The following is a 22,002-nucleotide window of genomic DNA, read 5'->3' on the forward strand; positions in this document are numbered from 1 at the left end:
GCAAGGCGGCCTTGCTTTATGTGGCCGACGTGTCCGTGCTCGACCAGCGCAGGTGCAAACCGGAGTGTCGATGCACCGGCTGCTCCACCGCCTGGCGAACGATGGCGGCGGGCGCCAGCAGGCTGAACCAGCGGCGTGCGCGCGTGATGCCGGTATAGAGCAGCTCGCGCGTCAGCACGGCACTCGCTTCGGCCGGAAGCACCAGTGCCGCATGCTCGAACTCCGAGCCCTGCGACTTGTGCACCGTCATGGCATAGACGGTTTCGCGTTCGCCCAGGCGCGAAGGCAGCACGAAGCGCAGGCGGGTGCTGCCGTCATCCGTTGCACCGGCCACTTCGAAGGCGACGCGCAGGTGCAGGACGCCGTGTTCGTCGGGAACGCGCAGCGCAATGCCCACGTCGCCATTCATCAGGCCGAGGCTGTAATCGTTGCGCGTTACCAGCACGGGCCGGCCTTCGTACCACTCGTGGCTGCTGTCGATCAGCTGATGCTGGTGCAGCAGCTGGGCAATCTGGCGATTGAGTCCTTCGGTGCCGAAGGGACCATGCCGCAGCGCGCACAACAGCTGGAAGCTGCCGAACGCACGCAGCACGCCACGCGCCCAGGTTTCATAAGCGGCGGCGTCGGCAACGGCCGATGGCCGTTCGCGATGCATCCACTGGATGTAATGACGATAGCCTTGCGGTTGCAGCTCGCCATGCTGTGGCTGGAACTGCGCCTCGCCGCCGTTCAGCACCAGCTCGGCGAGTGAGCGGGCATCGGCCGCCGCGTCGATCCATGCGATATCCGCGTGTCGTGCGGCAAGCAGCGTATGCACGCGCGCGGCATGGCCTTCGTTGACGAGCTGGGCGAGGCTGCCGATGCCGCTGTCCGCGCCGAAACGATGGCTGTGACGCAGCATGGCGACATGCTGGTCGAGCGCACGAGCATCATCGCGCACCCAGTCATCGATGCGGTCGCCGGTGGTCTCGCGCAACCAGTGCGCGGTGGCGGTGCTGTAGTGGCCAAGGTCCGCGCGTCGGCACAGATCGCCGAGGACTGCACCGGCTTCCACCGAGGAAAGTTGGTCCTTGTCGCCAAGCAGGACGAGGCGTGCCTCGTCGGGCAAAGCGGCGAGTACCGCGGACATCATCTCCAGGTCGATCATCGACGCCTCGTCGATCACCAGCACGTCCAGATGAAGCGGATGGCTGCGGTCGTGACGGAAGCGCCGCGTATCCGGGCGTGCCCCCAGCAGCCTATGCAGCGTGTCCACCTGGCTGGGAATGCTGGCGCGCACGTCACTGTCGACGTCCAGCTGCGCGATCTGCGTGCTGATGGATGACTGCAGTCGCGCGGCGGCCTTGCCGGTGGGCGCGGCCAGACGAATGCGCAGCGAGCGGCCGGTGTCCTTGCGATGCAGCGTCTGCAACAGGCCCAGCAGGCGCACCACCGTGGTGGTCTTGCCCGTGCCGGGGCCACCGGTGATCACTGTAAAAGCGCCACGCGCCGCGAGTGCGCAGGCGACACGTTGCCAGTCCGGCACGTCGGTCGCCGCGGCAGGGAACAGGCGAGCCAACTGGCTGGCGAGCAGCGGCGGTGTGTCATGCACGCGGGCGAGCCGTTGCCCGATCGCCTCGGCGACGCGTTGTTCGTGATTCCAATAGCGACGCAGGTAGACGCGGGTGCCGTCGAGCACCAGTGGCGACGCCGATGGCGAGGCATCATCCGATGATGCGATCAAGGCGGAATGGGCTGGCGCGGACGCTGCCGAAGCCAGTTCGGCCAGTACCGTGCGCCACGCCTCCGGCCAGCCGGCGTCATCGGCGAGCGACGCCCAGGCCGACAGATCCAGGCACAGATGACCATCGGCCTGTTGTCGGCTGACCAGCGCGCCGAGCAGCGGCAGAGCCGCGGGCGCCTGCGGGTCCTGCGCAGCGAGAAAGCGCGCAAAGGCCACGTCCAGCGGGCGCAACCAGCCACGCTCGATGGCCAGCTCCATCGCGGGGAGGGTCGCGTCATGCGGCATGGGCATGCTCCCCGCTGGCGAACAGGCGATCCAGGTCATCGATCAAGGCCTTGGGCAGGCGTTCCACATGCACACCGTGCCCGGCGCCATCCACGCCGCGCAAATACAGATAAGCCACGCCGCCCATATGGCGCTCGTAGTCGTAATCGGGCAGCCGCGCGCGCAGCTGTCGATGCAGGGCCAGCGTATACAAGGCGTACTGCAGGTCGTAGCGCTCGCGCAGGATCGAGTCGCGCATGGCTTCGGCGGTGTACGCGCTGGCATCGCTGCCGAGCTTGTTGGATTTGTAGTCGATCACGTAGTAACGACCCTGCTGCTCCACCACCAGGTCGATGAAACCCTTGAGCAGGCCGTTGATGCGGTCGGCCAGCAGGGCCAGGCGAGGTCGGCCATCCAGTGTGTGTGCCGTGACCAGGCGATCGAGCGCGAGCGTGTCGACGTGGGTCGCTTCGAACCAGAATTCCAGTTCGGCGTAATGGCTGGTCATCTGCGCAAGCGAAGCTTCGGCGCCATCGGGCAAAGCCAAAGGTGTGCGCAACAGCTGAGCCATCCATGCCGTGAGCATGGGGATATGCGCCTGCCAGCCGCGACGCTGGCAGCGCCGTGCGATTTCCTTTTCCAGCGCCGGAAGATGGTCGGCGGCTTCGGCAAAGCCCTCTTCGGCCGCCCATTCCAGCAGGTCGTGCAGGAACGTGCCGGCTTCCGCGCCGGCATGGAAGGCATGAATGCCTTGTGCTGCGGCGGCCGGCGTCGTTGGCAGGGTGAGCTGTTCGGCGCTGGCTTCGATCAGGATGTCCTGCGATGCGGTCTCGGGTACCGGCGCGCGCGCTTCTTCGGACTCGGCGTATTTCAAGCCGCTATAGCTCGCCACGCGCCAGCGCTCTGCCGGGCGACCCTGGTAGATACGGGCCTCCCATAGCGGCAGCACGTCTTCCTGCATGGCAGGCAGCGGGTGCGTACTGGCGGTGTCGAGCATGCGGATATCCATGCCGCCATCAGCACCTTGTAGCGCCTGCAGACGCGGTATGAGGTCGGCAGGCTCGATCTTCTCGCCACCAGCGAGCACATAACCGAACGCGGCCTGATGCAGCGTCGACGCCTTGCTGTTGCCCGACCGGGTACACGCCACGCCAATCCAGCAGGCGTACTGTGCGCGGGTGAGGGCGACGTAGAGCAGGCGCAGGTCTTCCTGCAGGCGCTCGCGATCGGCCAGCTTCAGTGCATCGTCGCTGGCGCGCAGGTCCATGCGCCGTTCGCCGGCGTCGTCGTGCCAGGTGAAGCTGTCGTCGGCCTTCAGCTCGCGCGCGGAGCAAACGAAAGGCAGCAAGACCAGGGGATATTCCAGGCCCTTGGATTTGTGGATGGTCACCACCTTGATCAGTGCGGCCTCGCTTTCGAGGCGCACGATCTGTTCGTCGGCGGTCTCCGACTGCGGGTCGCTCGCGCTGGCCATCTGTGCCGCGAGAAAACGAATCAAGGCATGTTCGCCATCCAACGTCGCCGCGGCATGCTGCAGCAGTTCCGCCAGATGCAGCAGATTGGTCAGCGCGCGTTCGCCATCGGCAAGCGCGAGCAGGCGCGAGGGCAGGTCGAAGGCATGCAGCAGGCCGTGCAGCATGGCCAATACGCCGTGACGTTGCCAGGTTGCGTGCAACCGACGGAAGCGATCGCCACAGGCTTCCCAGTGCTGCTCGTCCAGATTGAGGCGATCGAGTTCCTCGTCGCTTTGGCCTAGCGTGGGTGTCGCGAGTGCGGCACGCATGGCGCGATCCAAGCCCGGTTCCGCACAGGCACGCAGCCAGCGCAGCAGATCGGCTGCTTCAGGCGACGCATAAACGGAATCACGGTCGGATAGATAGACGCTCTTGAGTCCGCGCCGCTGCATTTCTTCGCGCACCTTTGCTGCTTCAGTGCCGCGGCGAACAAGGATGGCGATATCGCCCGGCCGCAGTGGCCGGAAGCGGCCATCGACATGGCGAAAACCGCAACGTCCTTCCTGCGCCGCGGCGAGCAAGTCCACCAGATAACTCGCGGCGTGACGCGCCATCAGGTCGGTATAGGCCGAGCCGCTGAGGGCATCGTCGCCTCGCTGCACCGCCAGTTGCATCGGCGGCAACGGCCGCTCGTCCAGCATCAGGCTCTCGCTGCGACCGCGAGCACCCACCGGGAGAAACGGCAAGGCATCGCGGCCACGGCCGAAGGCGAACGCGCCGTCTTCGTGACCGTCGGCGAACTCGAACACGCGGTTCACCGCATGGACCAGCGGTTCGGTCGAGCGGTAATTGGTGCCCAGTGTCCACATCGGTTGCTGGGCGCTGCTGCGCGCACGCAAGTAAGTGTGGATGTCCGCACCACGGAAACCGTAGATGGCCTGCTTGGGATCGCCGATCAGCAGCAGCCCGGTGGTGTCGCGGCGCGCGTACACGCGATGGAAGATGCGCCACTGCAGCGGGTCGGTATCCTGGAACTCGTCGATCAGCGCCATCGGATACTGCGCGGCGATGGTGTCTGCCAGACGCTTGCCGGTATGGCCATGCAGTGCGCCGTCGAGGCGCTTGAGCATGTCGTCGAAGCCCAGCTGCGCGCGGCGCTGCTTGGTTTCCTCCAGCTTGGCCGCGACCCAGCGCGTGGCGTGGGCCAGCACCGGGGCGCGCCATGGCGCCACCAGGCCCAGCTGCTCCACGCAGGCTTCGATGGCATCGAAGGCGGCGTGGCGCAGCGCCTCGGCGTTCTTGTTCTTTGCCGCGACCAGGGCGGACTGCGTGTAGCGCGGCAGGGTGGCCGAGGCATCGGCACCGCCGCTCGCCCAGGAGCGCAACAGGGCGAGTTCGTCGAGCACTTTCTCGCGGCGCATCTTGTTGCCATTCAATGCGCCGGCATCGAGTGCGCGTGCGAACATGGCCTCGATCATCTCCACGGATTCAAGCCAGAATTCGCGCGCACGCGACTCGGCGGCGACCACCGTGCTTGCATGCTGGCGGAAGTCGTCGAGCACATGCGCAGGATCAGGCAAAGGTTTGCCATCCAGACGCAGGCTCTCAGGCGGCTGGCGCAGCAGCGGACGCAGATCGGCCTGCAGATCGGCCGGGGCTTTCCACCAACGCGACACCAGCGCGGCGCCGGCACGATCCAGTGGAAAGAAGTGGCAACGCCAATAGTCGCGCACGATGTCGGCGAGCAGCGCGCTTTCGTCGGTGTCCGTGTCCTGCTCGAAGGCATGGCCGCTGTCGAAGGCGTGCTGGCCCAGCATGCGCTGGCACCATGCGTGGATGGTGTGGATGGCCGATTCGTCCATCCATTGCGCTGCCAGGTCGAGCTGGCGCGCGGCACGGGCGCGCTCATCGCCATCGGCATAGACGGCCATCAGGTCGCGCAGGAAGTCGTCGGGTTCGCGGCGTCCGCGAAACGCTTCGGCCGCTTCGCCCAGGCGCTCGCGGATGCGTTCGCGCAGCTCGGCCGTGGCGGCCTTGGTGAAGGTCAGCACGAGGATCTGCGCCGGCAGCAAGGGCTTGCCTTCGGGTGTGCCATGACCGAGCACCAGTCGCAGATACAGCGCGGCGATGGTCCAGGTCTTGCCGGTGCCGGCGCTGGCCTCGATCAGCTGGATGCCATGCAGGGGCAGCTGCAAAGGCTGGAGCGGCGCGGTCGTAGTCATGCTTCCGCTCCGTTGGTGATGGCCGCGATCATCGGCTGATAGAGCGCGAGCCAGTGATGGAAGCCGCCCGCTTCAAGGGCGTCGTAGCGTGGCCAGGCGCGTGCGAGATAAGGGTCTTCCTGCACTTCGCCGACGCCGCCAAATCCGCTGCCTTCGTAGGCAAGCTGGGCGAGCTTGCGCGCCTTTTCAGGGTCGCTGCTGTTCTGCAGCCAGGCGAACGCCGTCTTGCGCGCCACCGGCAACGGCATGCGCATGCCTTCCCGCAGACAGGAGAGCAGGGCGTTGAGGCACATCACCGCATCGCCGGCATCGAGCGGACGGATCAGCAGGGTGGCGTCCACGCCGATGATGCGGGTGTGCACTCGCAGGCCGAGCGCATGCGCCACCACATGGATCACCCAGGCGGCGATGGCCTTGTCGTAACGGATATCGCTTTTCTGCAGCAGCTTGCCAGTCACCAGTTCCAGTCGCGTGTAACCGCCGTGCTCGCCTTGCCGCAGGTCCGACAGCCAGTCTTCGAGACGCACGCCATGCGCCTCGTGCAGTACTTCGATCTTCTCGTCGACCAGCGGCCACTGCGTGCAGGCGGCCAGCCAGCGGGCCGCGAGATCGCCGCTGTCGCGCGTGAGCGCATCGCGCGCCAATTCGCCGAAGCCGCCGGGCGGCAGGCTGCCCTGATCCACCAGTTGCCTGGTGGCGATATCGACGGCGCCACGCACGTCGGAGGCTGCCATGGCGGTGCGCAGCACGCTGGTCATCGCGACGTGGCGCTCCAGCGCATCCAGGCCGAACGGCTCATCGTCCATCGCTTCTTCGTCGCGTACGGCGAAATGCACTTTCAGGCGATGATTGAAGAAGTGGCGAACCGGTCGCGCCACGAAGCCCTGCAACAAGCCGATGCTGATGGCGGCGTCCGGCTGCCAGGGCGCAAGTGCCGTGTTGGTCGCCTCAGCGTGCCCGCGATGGGCCTGGCGCCATTCGCTTGCATAGGTGAACAGGCGTGCATCCGCGTCCGCGCTGAAATAGCGGCGGCTGAAGGGCTGCAGCGGATGGACCGTGGTCATGGCATCGAGCAGATGCTCGCCGGCGTGCACATCGCTGGCATCAGCGCCTTCGCCATGCCAGCCCGCCGCCACGTAGTCGCGCAACTGGCCGACCAGGACGGACGGCGGCAGCACGCTGTTGTCGCGCACATTGCGTCCCACCCAGCTCACATAGAGCGTGTCGCGCGCCGAGGCCAGCGCTTCCAGGAACAGGTAGCGATCGTCCTCGCGCCGCGAACGGTCGCCGGGGCGCGCATGGCCGGGCTGGGCCATCAGGTCGAAATCGGCGGGCGCCTGGCGTCGCGGATAGTCGCCGTCGTTCATGCCCAGCAGGCACACCACGCGGAACGGAATCGCGCGCATCGGCATCAGCGTGCAGAAGCTCACCGCGCCGCCCATGAAACGCTGCGAGAGGCGGCTTTCGTCCATCGAGGCCAGCCAATGCTCGCGCACGATGTTCAAGGGCAGCGGGAGATTGAAGTGGGCGTCCTCGCAGGCCTGCCGCCATTCGTCCAGCGCATCGTTCAAACGCGTGAGCCGATCGCTGTCGGACGGATCGTCCGCATCGAAGAAATCGATCAGCAACTGCTGCAGGCGCTGGTGCCACTGGTCCGGCGTCGCCGGTTCGCGCATGCGCGCCCAGCAGCGTTCGAGCTGATCGAGCAGTAGCGTCAGCGGACCGATCAGCGCGGCATCGAGGCCGCCCACTTCGCCGTACGGGGCGATGCCGTGCCATGTATCACCTTCACCGACGGCATAGCCGAGCAGCATGCGGCGCAGGCCGAAGCGCCAGGTGTTCTGCTCCACGCCGGGGAGTTCGAGACTTTGCTTCTGTTCGCGATCCAGGCCCCAGCGGATGCCGGCGCCTTCGATCCAGCGGCGCAGCGTGGGGATGCCGTTGTCGTCGATGTCGAAGCGTGCGCGCAGTGCGGGCACGTCGAGCAGGTCCAGCAGATCGCTGACGGCAAAGCGCGATTCGGGCAGGGACAACAAGTGTTCCAACGCCACCATCAAAGGCACCGCGCCACGCGATGGCTGGTCGGCCACGGAAAACGGCAGATAGCGAGCATCGTCAGGCGGCAGGCGGCCGAACACGGCCTGCACGTGCGGCGCATAGGTCTGGATATCCGGCACCATCACGATCACGTCGCGCGGCGACAGCGGCTGGCCGCGTCGGGCCGCGTCTTCGAACATCGCCAGCAACTGGTCGTGCAGGATCTCCACTTCGCGCTGCGGGTTGTGTGCGATGTGGAAGCGCAGCGACATGTCCTCATGCCGCCATGGCTTGCGTTGCGCCGCATCGGCCGGCAGCGGTTCGAGATCCAGGATGGCCTGCTGCATCTGGCGCAACAGCGTGTTGCCGTCGGTATCGAAGAACAGGTCGATACTGCGGTTCCACGCGGCGAACTGGTTGCGGTAACCCTCGGGGCGATCGAACGCATCCAGCAGGCGGATGTAGTCGCGTCCTTGCCGCCCCCAGGCCGCCAGCAGCGGATTGACGTGCAGGTGCAGGTCCTCGAAGCGCGGTTCGTCCGGCAGGCCGGGCTTGAGGCCGTGGCGACGCTGGCTGGCCTTGAGCAGCTCGCGATCCTCGATGATGTCGGCCCAGTAGTGTCGGCACGGATTGGCCACCAGCAGCATCACCTGGCAATGGCGCGACAGCGCGGTAAGCGCTTCCAGCGTCTGCTGTGGCAGCGAGGAAATGCCGAACACCACGATGCGTCGCGGCAGCGTGGCCGGGCGTGTGGTCATGCCGGCGATGCGTTCGATAAAGGCTTGGTGCACGGCGGCGCGATGGTTGTGGCGCTCCTCGCCCACATCGTCGAGCAGCAGCTGCCACAGCCGCGCCTGCCAGCGCTGGTCGGCGGGCAGCGGCGTGTGCTTGCCGCGCAGCTCGTCGCGCAGTTCGTAGCGGCCGTGTTCCCAGTCGGCCAGCCAGTCCGCGCGATAGACCTGGTACTGGTCGAACAGGTCGGCCACGCGCTCGGCCAGCTGGTAGCGCTTGCGTTCGTCGGGGTCGTCGCGAAGAAAATCGCGCAGCGGCGCGAAGTCGGTTTCGTGCAGGTGCGCGGGCAACAGGCGCAGCAGGCGCCAGCTCAGCCGCGATTTGTCGAACGGCGACGTGGTGGCCACCGCATCGCGGCCCAGCACGCTGCGATAGGCGGCCCACAGGAAGCGGCCGGGCAGCTGCACGTCGATGGCGGCGCTGATGCCCAGCCCGCCGGCGTCGGCCGGCCGCGCCAGTGCCCATTTCAGCCACTGCGCGATGCCGTTGCTTTGCACCAGCATCAGCTCGTCTTCCAGCGGGCGCAGCGGCGCGCGCGCCAGCCAGGCGGTCAGCAGATCGCGCAGGTCTTCCATGCGGTTGCCATGGATGACCATCAGGCCCGGCTGGATCGGGCTCTCCAAGGGGAGGTCGAGGGTGTGGCTCACATCAGGCAATGGGGCGACTCGCTCATGCATGCATTCTCGCCGAGCCGGCGGGATATGTCCCGCATGATCGTGCCAGGCCGTCGCAGATGGCGAGAAGGGCGTGGCCCGCGGAGGCTGGTTTGCATCGGCGCTCCCGCGCCCGATCGCTGCGCCTTGGCCAGGCATCGGCGCAGTCACTGCTGTGTTGCTGGTGGCACTTCCAATGCGTGCTTCGTCACGCGATACGGACGCCGCAGGTCAGGGCAGCTGAAATGCGATTGGACGCAAGAAAGCGCACGGCGGCGGTCGCCACAATGCGCGCGCCTCGTCGTGATGGTGCGCGGATGTGTGCCTAGGAACATGTGTCTGACATCACGCGACGAGGCACCGCCGTTCGCGTCTTCATGCGCCGCAACACTCCTAAGCGCAAGAAAATACTTCGCTTTCTCGTCATCCCGTCGACGCCCCGCAACGTTACGATGTGCCGCTAGTCGAATCACGCATCACGACCGAGGGCCGCATCATGCAGGGATGGCAAAACAAGATAGGGGCGATGGCGTTGGCCGCGCTGATGGTATCCATGGCGTCGCCGGCGGGTGCGCAGACCAGCGCTGCGACCGCCGCCGATACGGACAAGCCGGCGACCGACGCCGACCTGGCCAACGCGCGCTGCGTGTCCGGCGAGGAGAAGTTCCTGCCCGGCGATTACTACTACTGCCTGGGTTCGCAGAACTTTGGCCTGGGCCACTACGAGAGCTCGCAGCGTTTCTTCACGACGGCGGCCAGCTGGGCCAGCAAGCCGGCGCAATACGTGCTGGGCATCATGGCGCTCAACGGCGATCACCAGCCGGTGAATCGACCGCTGGGACTGGCCTGGCTGGCGCTGGCCTCCGAACGGCCCAATTCCAGCTTCCAGCAGGCGCATGACACGGCCTGGAAAAGTGCGACGGAAGCGGAGCGCAAGCAGGCCGAGCAGGAGCTCGCCAAGCTGCGACCGGTATATGGCGACGCCACCGCCGGACCGCGCGCCGAGCAGCGCTATGCCGACGGCATGGCCAGGCTTACTCGCTTGACCAATCAAGGGGCGAAGTACTGCATGGCGGGCATGAACGATCCGTCCAAGCCCAATGCCGATGCGAGCGCCTGCCCGCCGGTGCAGATGGTGATGAGGATGGTGGACACGGCGGCCGTCAATGTCTTCGATGGCTGGTCCGGCCATGTCACGGTAGGTCCGCTGGAGCAGGCCGCGCCGCCGGCAGCCGCCGGCAAGAACTAGATCGAGCTTGCGGCGGAAGGCGAGGGCGCGTGGCTCAGTTGCGCGCGTCCATCGCCCAGGTGTTGGCGAGGCTGGTGATGTCGGCCAGATTCATCGAGTGCTCCGCGCGCTCCAGCGCGCTGCAGGCCGACTCGGCGGCATAGCGCATCAGATAGGCGAGGTGGGCGCGGTACTGCGAGCCGATGCCGTGCGCGCGGATCATGCCGGCCGCTTCGGCCAGGCATTCCAGATCGCTATAGGCGCGATCCAGGTCGCTGCTGCTGGAACACTGCACGAAAGCCGTCGCGCCGTCGGGATCGCGCGAGCGCAGGCTCACCACGTCTTCCACCAGTCGCGCGGCCTGGCGTGCGGCAAACACCAGCACGTCGGCTGCTGCATGCGACAACTCGCTGTCGGAAACCGCGCGATCGGTCAGCTCCACGAGGCTGCGAGTGACAACAAGCAGTTGGGCCACGGGACGGCCCGCGGCATCGCTATGAGTCATGGTTCCGGTTCCCCTCCGGAGTGGTGATCCGGGCATTGTCCACGGTGTCGTGACATTTGTGTACATAAGCGAGGTAGGAATTTGTGACGCTTGACACAGTCGGCGCGGCGATTTGCCCACTCGGCGGTCACGCGCCAAGCGCTTCCCTTACGCTATGCCACTGAAAGTATTGGGCTGAGGGACAACCGCCAGGGCGCGACACGGTCTGGCTTCGGGTAAGCGGTCTCGTCCAGGTCGATGGCCAGTTTTGCCGATAGTCCCAACCCATTGGCTATGTCGCCGGGCTGCGCAAGGGTTCTATCCTCAGACAATCCACCCAGTGGGGATGACCTGCGCCGAGCAGGGCGCGCGTGTCGTGGACAGCCATCCGCATGCGGCCCAGGCGGAGTTGGCACGAGGCACCGGGCCATCATCGCCGAGGGACTCTCGCATGAACGGTTTCCGCGTTGTGTTGATCGCTGCGCTTGCGACCTGCATCGCTGCTGCGGCCTTGCCCGTGCAGGCCAAGCAGGACACGCCCGCTGCCAACCAGGCCAAACCCAATCTTGCCGGCCTGCACGACTTCGATTTTCTCGTAGGCAACTGGCGGGGCCATCATCGCAAGCTCAAGGAGAAGCTTGCCGACAGCCACGACTGGGAAGAGTTCGAAGGCACCCTCAGCATGCGGCCGCTGATGGACGGCTACGCCAACGTCGACGACAACGTGTTCAACACGCCCAAGGGCAGCTACCGCGGCGTCGGCCTTCGTTCCTACGATCCCAAGACCGCGCAGTGGGCCATCTGGTGGCTGGATGGACGCGATCCGTTCGGACAACTCGATCCGCCGGTGAAGGGTCATTTCGAACACGGCGTCGGCACGTTCTATGCGACCGACACGCTACGCGGCAAGCCCATCCGCGTGCGCTTCGTGTGGTCCGGCATCACACCGACCACCGCGCACTGGGAACAGGCGTATTCGGCCGACGACGGCAAGACCTGGGAGGTCAACTGGATCATGGATTTCACCCGCGTGCCGTGATGCTAAAGTGCGACGCATCCATCACGACGGCGTCAGCATGAGCAGCCAGCATTTCTATCCCATCGGTACACCCGGACAGGCCTGGGGCGCAGCGGAACGCGCGGCGTGGCTGGCACGGCAGCGCAAACAGCGCAGCTACGCAGATGACGTGGTGAGCGTACTTGAGCGCCTGCGCGGGACGTTTGACGTGACCGGGTACGGGGCGCTGGATTACGGTGTCGAGCACTATCCGTTGCTGGCTGTGCGCAGTCGCGACTGGCGTGAGGATCTGCCCGTGTTGCTGGTCACCGGTGGCGTGCATGGCTACGAGACCAGCGGCGTGCACGGCGCGCTGCAGTTCCTGCAGCAGCATGGTGGGGACTATGCGGGGCGCGCGAATCTGCTGGTGGTGCCTTGCGTGAGTCCCTGGGCGTACGAGCGCATCCATCGCTGGAATCCCGAGGCGCTCGATCCCAATCGCAATTTCCGCAAGCACAGTCCCGCCGGCGAATCGGCGGCGCTGGTCGATCTGCTGGAGCCGCTGCGCGATCGCGTGCTGATGCATATCGACCTGCACGAAACCACCGATTCGGACGAGTCGGAATTCCGGCCGGCGCTGGCGTCGCGCGACGGCAAACCGTTCGAGCCCGGTGAAGTGCCCGACGGGTTCTATCTGGTCGACGACACCGACCAGCCGCAACCCGAATTCCAGCAGTTCGTGATCGAAGCGGTGGCCAAGGTGACGCATATCGCCGACGCCGATGCGCGCGGCGAGATCATCGGGGCGCCGTTGCTGATGCCGGGCGTGATCAAGTTTCCGGTGAAGGAGTGGAGCCTGTGCGCTGGCATCACCAACGCGCGCTATGCGACCACCACCGAGGTCTATCCCGACAGCCCGCGCGCCACGCCGCAGCAATGCAACGATGCGCAGGTCGCCGCCGTGCGTGCAGCCATCGAGTACGCGTTGGATCACCGCGTCGACTGACCCGCCGCCACGCGAACAGCGCGTGGCCCATGCCTGCGCGATCCCATCGTGGCGATCGCGCGAAGTGCCGCTCGTCGCTCGGCTTACGAAGGTCGAGGCGTCATGTCGGACAGTGGCAGCAGGCGCGAGTCTTCAATGGCCGCCGTGCGATGTCCCAGGCCCGACAAATAGGCCTCGTGGGTTGCAAAGGCCAGGAAGGATTCGACGCTGCGTTGTCGTATCAGCATGGCCATGTCCCAGCGCTCGTCGGGTGGCCCGATCAGCAAGGCGCCACCCTGGCCCAGGAACTCGATGCTTCCTCCGGATTGGAGCAAGTAGGGCAGGGTGTGCTCGATGTAGCGCTGGAACGCGGCCGCGCCCGACATCGGTGACGGCGGCGCCAGCTCCGGCGTTGCGGTGTAGTCGGCGACTTCGCGAAAGCGCAGCAGATTGAGCATCACCACCTGGCCTTCCAACTGCCGCATGACGAAGGCGCGGCCGGCGTCTTGGGTAGGTTCCAGGTAGCGGGTGATCTGTTCGGGCGACGTCATGTCGTTGCGTCCTGATAGGAAAGGCGACCATGGGTGTCGCCCATCGAATATACCCGGGTATATTTATTGAGCAATAGTACCCGGGTAGAACGAGCGGCATGATCGGCACTTGCACGATATTTAGATATTTGGCTAAATATCGACATATGAACAGCGTCTTCAAAGCCCTGGCCGATCCCACCCGCCGCAAGGTGCTGGAATTGCTGCGTCAGCGCCCGATGACCGCCGGCGAGCTGTCGGATCATTTCCCGGTGTCGCGACCGACCATGTCGGCGCACTTCGCAGTGCTGCGCGAGGCCGACCTGATCGAGGCCAACAAGATCGGCACCAGCATCACCTACCAGTTGAAGTTGTCGGTACTGGAAGACGCGCTGCTGGGCTTCACCCAGCTGTTCGGCATCGGTGCCGCAGAGCGCACGCCAGCCGGTGCCACTGGCTCGCCAAAACCCACCCGAGAAGGAGCCGACGAATGAGCGACCACTCCCATCTTCAGCGCGCGAAAAAAGAGATCCTCTTCGGCCTCAAGCTCGCCGCCGTGATGATCGCCGGCGCCCTGTTGCTCACCCTGGCCCGCAAGCAAGGGTGGATCGACGCCGAGCAAGTCATGCGCGGCAACAACGTCATCATCGGTCTGGCCCTCGCGGCCTTCTGCAACTTCATGCCCAAGCGGATGACGGGCACGCCAAGAACCATGCACCACGCAACCCTGGCGCAGTCCATCGGGCGCGTCGGTGGCTGGGCGATGACGCTGGCATTCGTCGTGTGGTCCGCCCTGTGGGCGTTCGCACCGCTGGAATTCGCCAGGATCGGCGCGGTGGCTGCCGTCGTCGCTGGTGTCGCGGTGATGATTGGCTATACGGTGTGGAAGTGCGCTGCGGGTGGTGTGTCGAGGAGTGGTTGAGCGAGCGTCGGGTTTCTCCACCGGCGCCTGCCTCCGGCCCGAGCGAGCATTCTTTCCCAGTTCCTGCCGAGTGCGCCCGGGTGTAAGTTGATCGCGGTGTTCGTGCCCGCCCAGGCCCGCACGACGAGCGTTTCATTGATGGATGGGAGGCCCCATGAAACACGCGCTGATCGCCGGTGTCCTGGTCGCAACAAGTCTTTGCGCTTCGGCGCAGACCACCCTGCCTGCCGTCAAAGTCACCGCGCCACCGTATTCATCGCAGTACGGCGGCTATCTGATCTCGGGCGATTTCAAGGTCGATGCGCGCATGCCATCGGTGGTGTTTCCCGCGCAGGCGCTGGTGAAGGACGACATTCTCAGCATCGAGCCCGTCCACCTGCAGGACAACGAATACCTGGTGCTGCAGGAGTGCGCTACGGCGGACTGCCACGAGGCCTCGCTGGTCCGCTATTGGAACGCCGACGACATCGGCGGCAACGACACGAGACATAACCGCTTGTGGATCACGCATGAGAACAAGTACTTCCTCTGGCTGAAGCGTTTGCCGGAAGTATCAGGACAAAGCTGCGGCCAGGGCTGGCTGAAGTTCGACCCCACCACCTCGAAATGCGGCAGCCACTTCACCCGCTTCCAGCAGATCAGTCCACCACTGATGCTGATACCCACCGGCGAGTTGGCGGCCTATCACCAGGATGTTCTGCAGCAAGCCGTGCAGGCCGACCCTCTGCCAGTGGTGAAGCAGACGCATGAGGGTTCCACCTTTGTGGTGACCTTCGACGGCGGCAGCACGGTACGCGTGCGCCGCATGCATGCCGCGCAGGCCAATTAGCGGGTTCGATGGTTGAGTCGCAAACGGCCCAAGAGGAAGGTCTGAGGGTGGGGCTGAGGCGCTATCAGGTATTGGGTTTTGCCGCGCCGTGGCCACTATCGCCCTGCTGATTTTCGCTGTCGCCATCATCGTCACAGGTGCCGCCAGGAGCTCCCTGGCCGACCACGTAATGTGATGACTCGCTTGATGCTGCATGCTGCCGCCGAGCACCTGCCTGGCTCTGGCCTTTGCTTGCCTGGTCTTTCGCTTTCGCGTCGGAATCGCCTTTCACGTTGTGACTGGTCATCGTTGCTCTCCCGAATGCATGGGCATGGCGCCAATTGCTCGCGCATTATCCGTCGGCAATACGAAGCGCGCCGATAAGTTTGGGTGAAGGAATGAAAACCCAGGCCACTATCGTGATCGCACGAAGTGCGCAACCGCATGTCTGGCTGGAGCATGGAAAGCGCGAAACCGCGCACCCAACTCCGGATGCCAATCAACCCCTCGGATGGGCTATTCAGCCCTGCGTAGAACGACTGGCCAGTAGGCGATCAGGTGGCGCAGGAGAAGTATCCCGACGCTACCGAGGTTCGCGTGCTGCGGAAGTCCTCGATGACGGGTGGCACCGGCCCGGTCGCCGCAGACGCGGGGCAATCGGCCACCTGTTTATCAAAATGCGCGATGCCGATTCGCCCCTTTCATGCACTGTGATGAGCTTCTCGTTACGCGAATCCTTGGTGGTACGAGAGTGTTGCTGATCGTAGGCGGGGTGCTGTTTTTGCGTGTCAGTCTCGCGAAAGGGCCGCCCTCTGCGCGAATGAAGGGTCCAGTTTGCGCGGGAACGGCCGATGCCTTGGCTATGATTGACGGATTGACTTCACCACTAGGCGCTCGATGGAAAACCGCAGCTACAGTTCATTGCCGGCCACGGGGAAACGCTCATCGGGCCCCCAGGGGACGCGGCTTTTTTCGACTGAGGAGCTGAGCCGGCTCGCGGGCGAGGCAGGTTTTGCCTCCGATGGCGGCGTCAGCGTCCACCAACCGGTGCTCGAAGGAACCAGCGCAGCGCTCAAGGGGCGTCGCTTCACGTTGCGTGCGGGTCGGCAAACGGTAGGGCGGGGCGGCGAGAACGACATCGTCATCTGCGACCCCAGCGTGTCTTCCACCCATGCGTGGGTGATGAACCAGCAAGGCCATTGCGTGGTGATGAACACGCTCTCCACCAATGGCACCTTCGTCAACAACAAGCGTGTGCACGAAGCCACCATCCGGCATGGTGATCGCGTTCGGTTTGGCCAGTCGGAATTCGTGTTTCTTACGCGGGAGCCTGGCGCGTCCAGGCTTGGTCGCGTCGGATGGTTCGCGCTGGGCGTGGTGGTGCTGGCGGCGTTGGCTGGTGCAGCCTGGTGGTGGTTGAGCGCATGAGTACGGTTGAGCGCATGCGGCCGCGCACGATCGGGCGCTACCGGATTGACGGTGTGCTCGGCGAGGGCGCGATGGCGGTGGTATACGCCGGGTTTGATCCTGGCATCGACCGGCCCGTGGCGATCAAATGCCTGCATCGCAATGTGGCGACTGATCCGAAATTGCTGAGTCGGTTCCAGCTGGAGGCGCGCGCATCCGGCCATCTGGTGCACCCCAATATCGTCACGATCTTCGATACCGGCGAAACGGACGACGGCCGCAAGTACATCGCGATGGAAAGGCTGTCCGGCGAAACGCTGGCAAGCCGCGTCGAGCGAGAAGGTTTGCCGCCCCTGACCGTGATCATCGAGCTGGTGTCGCAAGTGGCATCGGCGCTCGACTATGCGCACGGGCGGCGCGTCATCCATCATGACGTCAAGCCTGAGAACATCATGCTCTCGGAGAATTGGCATTGCGCCAAGCTCACTGACTTCGGCATCGCCGAGCGCCGGCCGGTCAACAGCATCAGGCAAAGCCAGGCCAAGCAGATCGGCGGCACGCCTGCCTTCATGGCGCCGGAGCGCCTGCGTGGCGAGCGTGCCGATGCGCGCAGCGACCTGTTTTCGCTTGGCGTGGTGCTCTACTGGCTGCTCACCGGCACCCTGCCATGGCCGGAAACCGACGATCTGAAGCAACTGATCAGGGACCGGAAACGCCAGCCGCAACCGGCGATGGTGCCCCTGGATCCAGCCGTACCGTCGATGCTGGCAGGCATCGTGAAGACCATGCTCGCGCCGGCGCCTGAGGCGCGTTACCAGAGCGGCGCTGAAATCATCAACGATTTGCGACTGGCGCGCCGGGAGTACGAGCGATCGCACGAGTCGCCGCTGGCCACGCGCATCGTCTCGCTGCGCCTGCGCTGGATCGGCGCCCTCGGCGCCACGCTATGCCTGGTCCTGCTGCTGGGGCTGGCGGTGATCTACGCCAAGCAGCATGCGGCGGTGACGGGCCTGGCCAACGATTTTGGCGGTTCGCTGGGGCGCATGGTCGCCAGCGAGTCGGCCGAGAACCTGTTGCTGGGCGATGACCCCGCCACCCGGGCCCTGGTGCAGGACATCGCGCAAAACCAGCAGATCCAATACCTCGCCATCGCCAATCGCGAGGGCGCTGTCGTGGCGAGCACGCAGGCGCAGGACATGGGCAAGATGCTGCCCAAGCTCGATGCCGAAAAGCAGACGCTGGCCGATGGGGTGGAGCGCTACGTTGGCCGCGTTGATGCGGATTCCCGTGGCGGTGACCTGCTGTTGTTCGACGTGCCCATCCTCTATCAGGCCAAGGCCGTCGGCGAGTTGCGCCTGGGCGTCAGCAAGGCGCCGCTGCTGGTGGCGGAGCGCACGACGTTTTGGGTCATCGTGGCGGTACTCCTCATCACGCTGATGGCGGTGGTCGGCGCTGCCTACTGGCTGTTCCGCCAGCCGCTGGCCTTGCTTGGCATGCTGGGTGATGCCCTGGTGCAGGTTGGCCGCGGCGATTTCAGCCATCGCATCCGGCTGGTTCGTCGCGACGAACTGGGCCGCCTGTTTGTCGCCTTCAACCAGATGAGTAGTGCCCTGGAAGCGCGGCAACGCAAGGAGCCATCGGCACCTGCGCCTATGGCATCCAATCCGGCGAAGCAGCCGACGGTGGTCATGGCGCCGCCGGCGGCCAAAGAGGATCGATAGAGGCCCAACTCTCCGAGCGGCGAGCTGGGGCGTGCGTTACAGCTGCTTGAGGCGATGCTGCAGTTCCACGGCTCTGGCCCGGTAGATCACGGCGCGTTCGTAGCTCGGGTCAATCGCGAGGACGCGGTCCCACAAGGCGATCGCCTGGTCGAGCTTCTGGTCGCGATAGAGCACCACCGCGCGCTCGTGGTACGAGCCGAGCAATTGCTCCCTCAGCGCCTGGTTGCCGGCAGGCTTCAAGTGCGGGTCGATGGTCAGTGCCTGGTCCAGCCGCGTCAACGCCTGGGCGTTCTTGCCCTGCTGCGACAAGGCGACGCTTTCCTGCTGCAGGCGCTGCGCCTTGGCGGCAGGCGACTCGCCTGCCGGTGCCGCATCGGTGCTGGCGACCGCTGCGGTGGGCGCCGTGCCGCGACTGGGCGCAGCGGTTTTGGCCGGTGCCGGTTCCGCAGCCCACGAGGCCCGCAGTGTCGACTGGGGCAAACGAATCGTGTCACCCGCGTGCAGCGAGGATGGATTGGTCGAGCCGTTGTAGCGGGCCAGCAGCAGGAAGAAACTGGAATCCCCCAGGCTGCGGGCGGCCAGGGTGCTGTAGGAGTCACCGGCCACGACGACGTACGAACGCGACTGCTTGCCCAAGGCGGAGTTCGGATCGACGGTGAGCTGCCGCAGCAGGGTTTGGGCAGAGCGGTCCGTCGGGTACTTCGCCAGGTACTGCCGCAATTGCTGCTCGCCTTCGGTGTAGCGGCCGTGCAGAAAGTAGGTGTTGCTGATGGCGCTCAACGATAGTGACTCGTTGTCGTCTGCGGCATCGTGATCATGCGTCGCCGGCGCCGTGCTGCTGGTGCCGCTCGGGGCGTTGCCCGGCTTGGACTTGAGGTTGCTCATCTGGGCGCAGCCGGTGATGGCCAGCAAGGCTATGCAAAGCGTGATGCGCAGCGTGCGCGGAAGCATCGGGTGCATGGTTTCCATCGATCGAGCCAAGGTCATGTTTCGCTGTCCGTGGTTGCGGTCTGCTCGGCGACGCGACGCCCAAATACGACGGTACGCTGCATCGCCGACCCCAGTTTGTTCCAGTGCCGCCGCAGCCAGCCTTCACCGCTGGCGTGCGCAAAAATAAGTGCGACGTTGTCGCCATCCTGGCCGCCACGTTCCACGGCCATGGCCAGGGCTTCCTGCAGGGCCTGGTGCTGATCGCGCCGCTGCGACAGGGAGGCCAGCTCCTCGGTGGTGAGGCGCTCCCAGACGCCATCACTGCAGAGCGCGAAGGTCTGGTCGCCGTCCAGCTCGGCGAAGCCGTGTTCGACCACCGGTGCTTGCGGCCCGCCCAGGCCACGCAGCAGTTTGTGCTGGTCGGGATCGTTGGCCAGCTCGCTCTCGCTCAGTTCTCCACGCTGCAGTTTCAATTGCCCGAGGCTGTGGTCTTCGGTACGTCCGATCAGACGCGTTCCCTGGAAGCGATAAAGCCGGCTGTCGCCAACATGTGCCCACGAAACCCGGCTGCCGCGAATGATCACTGCGACGATGGTGGAATGCGGCTCCGCGCCTGCGAGATTTTCACCACGCTGCTGCAGTTCGGTATGCGCTTGCTGGCAAAGCGTCTCCAGAAACAGCGGTCCAGGCAGGGAGCGCCAGGTACCTTGCTCCCATAGGCGACGGGTCGCCTGGATCACGCCACGGGAAGCCAGTTCGCCTGCGCCGTCGCCGCCCATGCCGTCGGCCAGCACCAGCAACCAGGTGGACGACGAGGGATCGTGCAGGCAGATCAGGTCATCTTCCTGGGTGGATCTTCCGCCCTGGGCGCGGCCACCCGCCGCCCGCGGAATCGCGTGAAAGTCGACCGTTTTGTCCATCGCCCATCCCCCCGACCCCTGAGCGCAGTCCTGCGAGCTGAAACCTTACGGGACTTTCGCTGTTGAAAATTTGCGTTTGGTCCCGTTGCCACAAGCCCAATCGCCACCATCGGCAAACCTTATGCTGCCCGGGGCTGCGTGGCTAATCGGACAGAAGGGGGATCGCAGCTGTTTGCTCGAGTTCTTCCTGGACCTCGGGCATGCCTGCCAGGCGAGCTTGCTGGGAGTGGTCGCTGCGGGCACCCTTATGGGGCCATCTTCGGCTCGCCCAAAGCGGGCGGTCGGCAAGCGAAACGGCAGTCCCCACACCAACCCGTCGCTGGGTGATCTCATGACCAAGAGCAAAGAGCGGCTGGCGCGCTTCTATGCGCTCTCCGACGGCATTTTCGCCGTCATCATCACGGTGATGGTTCTGGCCTTCAAGGCGCCGGACGGGCACGATCTGCGCGCCTTGATCAGCCTGTGGCCCGACCTGGTCAGTTACGCCGTCAGCTACGCCTTCATCGCCGTCGTCTGGTTGAATCATCACGCGACGCTTCGATACGCACAGTACCTGACCGGCACCTTGGCGCTGGCCAACTTCGCCAATCTGTTTGCGATTTCCTTTATTCCCTTTACCACCGCATGGCTGGCCGAAAGCGAGATGGCGAGCTTTCCGCTGACGCTCTATGCCCTGGTGTTTTTCCTGGTGCAGGGCACCTACATGGTGTTGATGCGGGAGAGTTTTTCCCATGCGCCGGACGGCATCGATCCAGGCTCGCGGACATGGCAGTGGCGCCGGGCATGGATCATGTTGGCGGTGTTCCTGGTCGCCGCCTTGGTGACTGTCATGCCGCCCTTATTGCGGCTTGGACTGTTGGCTTCTTTTCTCATCCTGTACTGCCGTCCCGATGCGTTCCAGCGCGCTGACGACAGCGCGCTCTGAACGCATCCGTGGCCCGCAGAGACGACAAAGGCCGCATCAGCGGCCTTTGTTCGTACTGGCTGAGCGCTCCGCGGATCAGGCGGCGGTGGCCTGGGCAAAGTCGGCAACGACGTCGTCGCCGCACACATCACGCCACAGGTGATACATCGCTCCGAACATCACGGCAAATGCCAGCAGGATGAAGGCGAGATAGAGCGGAATAAGCAGCACGAGTGCCAGCCATGCACCGACGAGCTTGCCGATCAGGGTCAGCACAAGGGCCACGATCGCGAAGCCGATGGCCAGGACGATCCAGGCGAGGAACGTGCTCAAGGCAAACACGAGCAAGGGCAGCGCGTTCTTCAGCGCGCCGATCAGGCCGTCGCCGATGGCGCCGAACACGGGGCGTCGGCCCAAGGCGACCTGGCCGAGGCTGATGGAGTAGAAACCCATCATCAACAGGCCAAGCAGCATGAACAGTGCGATCGCGATGCCGAAGCCCTGGGGCAGGGCGGGCGGCGGCAGGTGGCTGGTCTGCGCGGCAATCGCCTGCATGTACCAGGAGATGACGCCGCCTCCCGTCGTCGCGATGATCAATCCAAAGAAGACTAAGTAGACCAACATCATGGCCAGGCCGTAGCCAATCAGGCGCAGCGCCTCGCCGTTTCGATAGGGCTTGAAGATCTCGGTGGCGGCGGCGGGCAGGCCGCGCTCAGCGGCATCGACGAGCTGCAGGTAGCCCGCGTAAAGCGGTACCAGCAGCAGACCAAACAACACCGAAAACACCATGCTCCCGATGAAGGCTGCCGGGCTTAGCGGTGTGCCCGCGCTCATGGCGCGATATTGCAACGGCATGGTGATCAGCGAGGGCAACAGGCAGGCCACCACCAGCAGCGCCGCCCCGCCGAGCAAGGGCTTGGGATGGCGGCGGGCCACGCTGAAGCCGTTCCTGAGCCAGTCGAAGCCGGCTGCCGGACCTTTGGATCGTGTCGTCATGTGTTGTCCCCTGAGGTTGTGCTGC

18 protein-coding genes are annotated in these 22,002 nt (G+C 65.2%); 9 read left to right on the forward strand and 9 right to left on the reverse strand.

All coding sequences use genetic code 11. The features are described 5' to 3' along the window. Nucleotides 1-16: 16 nt before the first annotated feature. Genes recD through recC form a run of 3 tightly spaced genes read right to left on the reverse strand, consistent with a single transcriptional unit; the run spans nt 17 to nt 9,169 of the window. Nucleotides 17-2,008, reverse strand: coding sequence for an exodeoxyribonuclease V subunit alpha (gene recD, locus Y882_RS16115; protein ID WP_046972967.1), 1,992 nt, complete (start codon nt 2,006-2,008; stop codon nt 17-19). Continuing rightward, the gene (recB, locus tag Y882_RS16120) at nt 1,998-5,663 is read right to left on the reverse strand and encodes an exodeoxyribonuclease V subunit beta (RefSeq protein ID WP_046972968.1); all 3,666 of its coding nucleotides are present in this window, start codon (nt 5,661-5,663) and stop codon (nt 1,998-2,000) included. The genes recD and recB overlap by 11 nt, the downstream gene beginning before the upstream one ends. After that, nucleotides 5,660-9,169 (reverse strand): exodeoxyribonuclease V subunit gamma, encoded by a 3,510-nt coding sequence (recC, locus tag Y882_RS16125; protein WP_169748751.1) that lies wholly within the window; start codon nt 9,167-9,169, stop codon nt 5,660-5,662. Before recC ends, recB begins: the two co-directional genes overlap by 4 nt. A 502-nt stretch (nt 9,170-9,671) precedes the next feature. Between recC and Y882_RS16130 the strand changes: the two genes are divergently transcribed. After that, nucleotides 9,672-10,394 carry a hypothetical protein gene (locus tag Y882_RS16130; RefSeq protein ID WP_046972970.1) on the forward strand — a complete coding sequence of 241 codons (723 nt, stop codon included), beginning with the start codon at nt 9,672-9,674 and terminating at the stop codon, nt 10,392-10,394. 34 nt (nt 10,395-10,428) lie between these two features. Here the strand turns inward: Y882_RS16130 and Y882_RS16135 are convergent, their stop codons facing one another. Then, on the reverse strand, nt 10,429-10,878 hold the full coding sequence (locus Y882_RS16135; protein ID WP_046972971.1) for a hypothetical protein: 450 nt from the start codon (nt 10,876-10,878) through the stop codon (nt 10,429-10,431). A gap of 430 nt (nt 10,879-11,308) precedes the next feature. Here Y882_RS16135 and Y882_RS16140 point away from each other — a divergent pair, with 430 nt between their 5' ends. Both Y882_RS16140 and Y882_RS16145 read left to right on the forward strand, forming a co-directional pair. Beyond that, a complete protein-coding gene (locus tag Y882_RS16140; protein ID WP_211259203.1) occupies nt 11,309-11,896 on the forward strand; it encodes a hypothetical protein in 588 nt (195 codons plus the stop codon). 37 nt (nt 11,897-11,933) lie between these two features. Next, nucleotides 11,934-12,860 carry a M14 family metallopeptidase gene (locus tag Y882_RS16145; RefSeq protein ID WP_046973028.1) on the forward strand — a complete coding sequence of 309 codons (927 nt, stop codon included), beginning with the start codon at nt 11,934-11,936 and terminating at the stop codon, nt 12,858-12,860. 83 nt (nt 12,861-12,943) lie between these two features. On the opposite strand, the gene Y882_RS16150 is transcribed toward Y882_RS16145, so the two are convergent. Continuing rightward, entirely contained in the window at nt 12,944-13,390 is a 447-nt protein-coding gene (locus Y882_RS16150; RefSeq protein ID WP_046972972.1) for a hypothetical protein, read from the reverse strand. A 146-nt stretch (nt 13,391-13,536) separates the two neighbouring features. Here Y882_RS16150 and Y882_RS16155 point away from each other — a divergent pair, with 146 nt between their 5' ends. The 3 genes from Y882_RS16155 (at nt 13,537) to Y882_RS16165 (ending at nt 15,120) form a co-directional block, all read left to right on the forward strand. Beyond that, complete coding sequence (locus Y882_RS16155; RefSeq protein WP_046972973.1) at nt 13,537-13,863, forward strand: autorepressor SdpR family transcription factor; 327 nt, start codon at nt 13,537-13,539, stop codon at nt 13,861-13,863. After that, nucleotides 13,860-14,291: a hypothetical protein gene (locus Y882_RS16160; protein ID WP_046972974.1), complete on the forward strand. Its 432-nt coding sequence runs from the start codon at nt 13,860-13,862 to the stop codon at nt 14,289-14,291. The genes Y882_RS16155 and Y882_RS16160 overlap by 4 nt, the downstream gene beginning before the upstream one ends. Nucleotides 14,292-14,445: 154 nt before the next feature. Further along, on the forward strand, nt 14,446-15,120 hold the full coding sequence (locus Y882_RS16165; protein WP_046972975.1) for a hypothetical protein: 675 nt from the start codon (nt 14,446-14,448) through the stop codon (nt 15,118-15,120). A gap of 64 nt (nt 15,121-15,184) precedes the next feature. On the opposite strand, the gene Y882_RS20110 is transcribed toward Y882_RS16165, so the two are convergent. After that, nucleotides 15,185-15,406: a hypothetical protein gene (locus Y882_RS20110; protein WP_156171523.1), complete on the reverse strand. Its 222-nt coding sequence runs from the start codon at nt 15,404-15,406 to the stop codon at nt 15,185-15,187. Between the two features lie 740 nt (nt 15,407-16,146). Between Y882_RS20110 and Y882_RS16170 the strand changes: the two genes are divergently transcribed. Next, nucleotides 16,147-16,527 (forward strand): FHA domain-containing protein, encoded by a 381-nt coding sequence (locus Y882_RS16170; protein ID WP_244466369.1) that lies wholly within the window; start codon nt 16,147-16,149, stop codon nt 16,525-16,527. Continuing rightward, nucleotides 16,524-18,227, forward strand: coding sequence for a serine/threonine-protein kinase (locus Y882_RS16175; protein ID WP_052950081.1), 1,704 nt, complete (start codon nt 16,524-16,526; stop codon nt 18,225-18,227). The genes Y882_RS16170 and Y882_RS16175 overlap by 4 nt, the downstream gene beginning before the upstream one ends. Nucleotides 18,228-18,263: 36 nt before the next feature. Here Y882_RS16175 and Y882_RS16180 read toward each other — a convergent pair whose 3' ends face one another. Together Y882_RS16180 and Y882_RS16185 are read right to left on the reverse strand one after the other, a co-directional pair. Continuing rightward, nucleotides 18,264-19,214, reverse strand: a complete 951-nt coding sequence (locus Y882_RS16180) for a LysM peptidoglycan-binding domain-containing protein (protein WP_046972977.1) — start codon at nt 19,212-19,214, stop codon at nt 18,264-18,266. Beyond that, entirely contained in the window at nt 19,211-20,077 is an 867-nt protein-coding gene (locus Y882_RS16185; RefSeq protein WP_046972978.1) for a PP2C family protein-serine/threonine phosphatase, read from the reverse strand. The genes Y882_RS16180 and Y882_RS16185 overlap by 4 nt, the downstream gene beginning before the upstream one ends. Before the next feature lie 172 nt (nt 20,078-20,249). On the opposite strand from Y882_RS16185, the gene Y882_RS16190 reads away from it, so the two are divergent. Beyond that, the gene (locus Y882_RS16190; protein ID WP_211259204.1) at nt 20,250-21,002 is read left to right on the forward strand and encodes a TMEM175 family protein; all 753 of its coding nucleotides are present in this window, start codon (nt 20,250-20,252) and stop codon (nt 21,000-21,002) included. A 75-nt stretch (nt 21,003-21,077) separates the two neighbouring features. On the opposite strand, the gene Y882_RS16195 is transcribed toward Y882_RS16190, so the two are convergent. Then, nucleotides 21,078-21,977 (reverse strand): hypothetical protein, encoded by a 900-nt coding sequence (locus Y882_RS16195; RefSeq protein ID WP_046972980.1) that lies wholly within the window; start codon nt 21,975-21,977, stop codon nt 21,078-21,080. Nucleotides 21,978-22,002 lie beyond the last annotated feature (25 nt).

Source organism: Dyella japonica DSM 16301 (assembly GCF_001010355.1).
Lineage (GTDB): Bacteria > Pseudomonadota > Gammaproteobacteria > Xanthomonadales > Rhodanobacteraceae > Dyella > Dyella japonica.

Excerpts from the sequence above, each read along its gene's own strand:
- recB (WP_046972968.1), bottom strand. The coding sequence starts at position 5,663 with ATGACTACGACCGCGCCGCTCCAGCCTTTGCAGCTGCCCCTGCATGGC.
- Y882_RS20110 (WP_156171523.1), bottom strand. The coding sequence starts at position 15,406 with ATGACCAGTCACAACGTGAAAGGCGATTCCGACGCGAAAGCGAAAGAC.
- Y882_RS16155 (WP_046972973.1), top strand. The coding sequence starts at position 13,537 with ATGAACAGCGTCTTCAAAGCCCTGGCCGATCCCACCCGCCGCAAGGTG.
- Y882_RS16145 (WP_046973028.1), top strand. The coding sequence starts at position 11,934 with ATGAGCAGCCAGCATTTCTATCCCATCGGTACACCCGGACAGGCCTGG.
- recD (WP_046972967.1), bottom strand. The coding sequence starts at position 2,008 with ATGCCGCATGACGCGACCCTCCCCGCGATGGAGCTGGCCATCGAGCGT.
- Y882_RS16150 (WP_046972972.1), bottom strand. The coding sequence starts at position 13,390 with ATGACGTCGCCCGAACAGATCACCCGCTACCTGGAACCTACCCAAGAC.
- Y882_RS16165 (WP_046972975.1), top strand. The coding sequence starts at position 14,446 with ATGAAACACGCGCTGATCGCCGGTGTCCTGGTCGCAACAAGTCTTTGC.
- Y882_RS16175 (WP_052950081.1), top strand. The coding sequence starts at position 16,524 with ATGAGTACGGTTGAGCGCATGCGGCCGCGCACGATCGGGCGCTACCGG.
- recC (WP_169748751.1), bottom strand. The coding sequence starts at position 9,169 with ATGCATGAGCGAGTCGCCCCATTGCCTGATGTGAGCCACACCCTCGAC.
- Y882_RS16185 (WP_046972978.1), bottom strand. The coding sequence starts at position 20,077 with ATGGACAAAACGGTCGACTTTCACGCGATTCCGCGGGCGGCGGGTGGC.
- Y882_RS16180 (WP_046972977.1), bottom strand. The coding sequence starts at position 19,214 with ATGACCTTGGCTCGATCGATGGAAACCATGCACCCGATGCTTCCGCGC.
- Y882_RS16130 (WP_046972970.1), top strand. The coding sequence starts at position 9,672 with ATGGCGTTGGCCGCGCTGATGGTATCCATGGCGTCGCCGGCGGGTGCG.
- Y882_RS16160 (WP_046972974.1), top strand. The coding sequence starts at position 13,860 with ATGAGCGACCACTCCCATCTTCAGCGCGCGAAAAAAGAGATCCTCTTC.
- Y882_RS16195 (WP_046972980.1), bottom strand. The coding sequence starts at position 21,977 with ATGACGACACGATCCAAAGGTCCGGCAGCCGGCTTCGACTGGCTCAGG.
- Y882_RS16135 (WP_046972971.1), bottom strand. The coding sequence starts at position 10,878 with ATGACTCATAGCGATGCCGCGGGCCGTCCCGTGGCCCAACTGCTTGTT.
- Y882_RS16140 (WP_211259203.1), top strand. The coding sequence starts at position 11,309 with ATGAACGGTTTCCGCGTTGTGTTGATCGCTGCGCTTGCGACCTGCATC.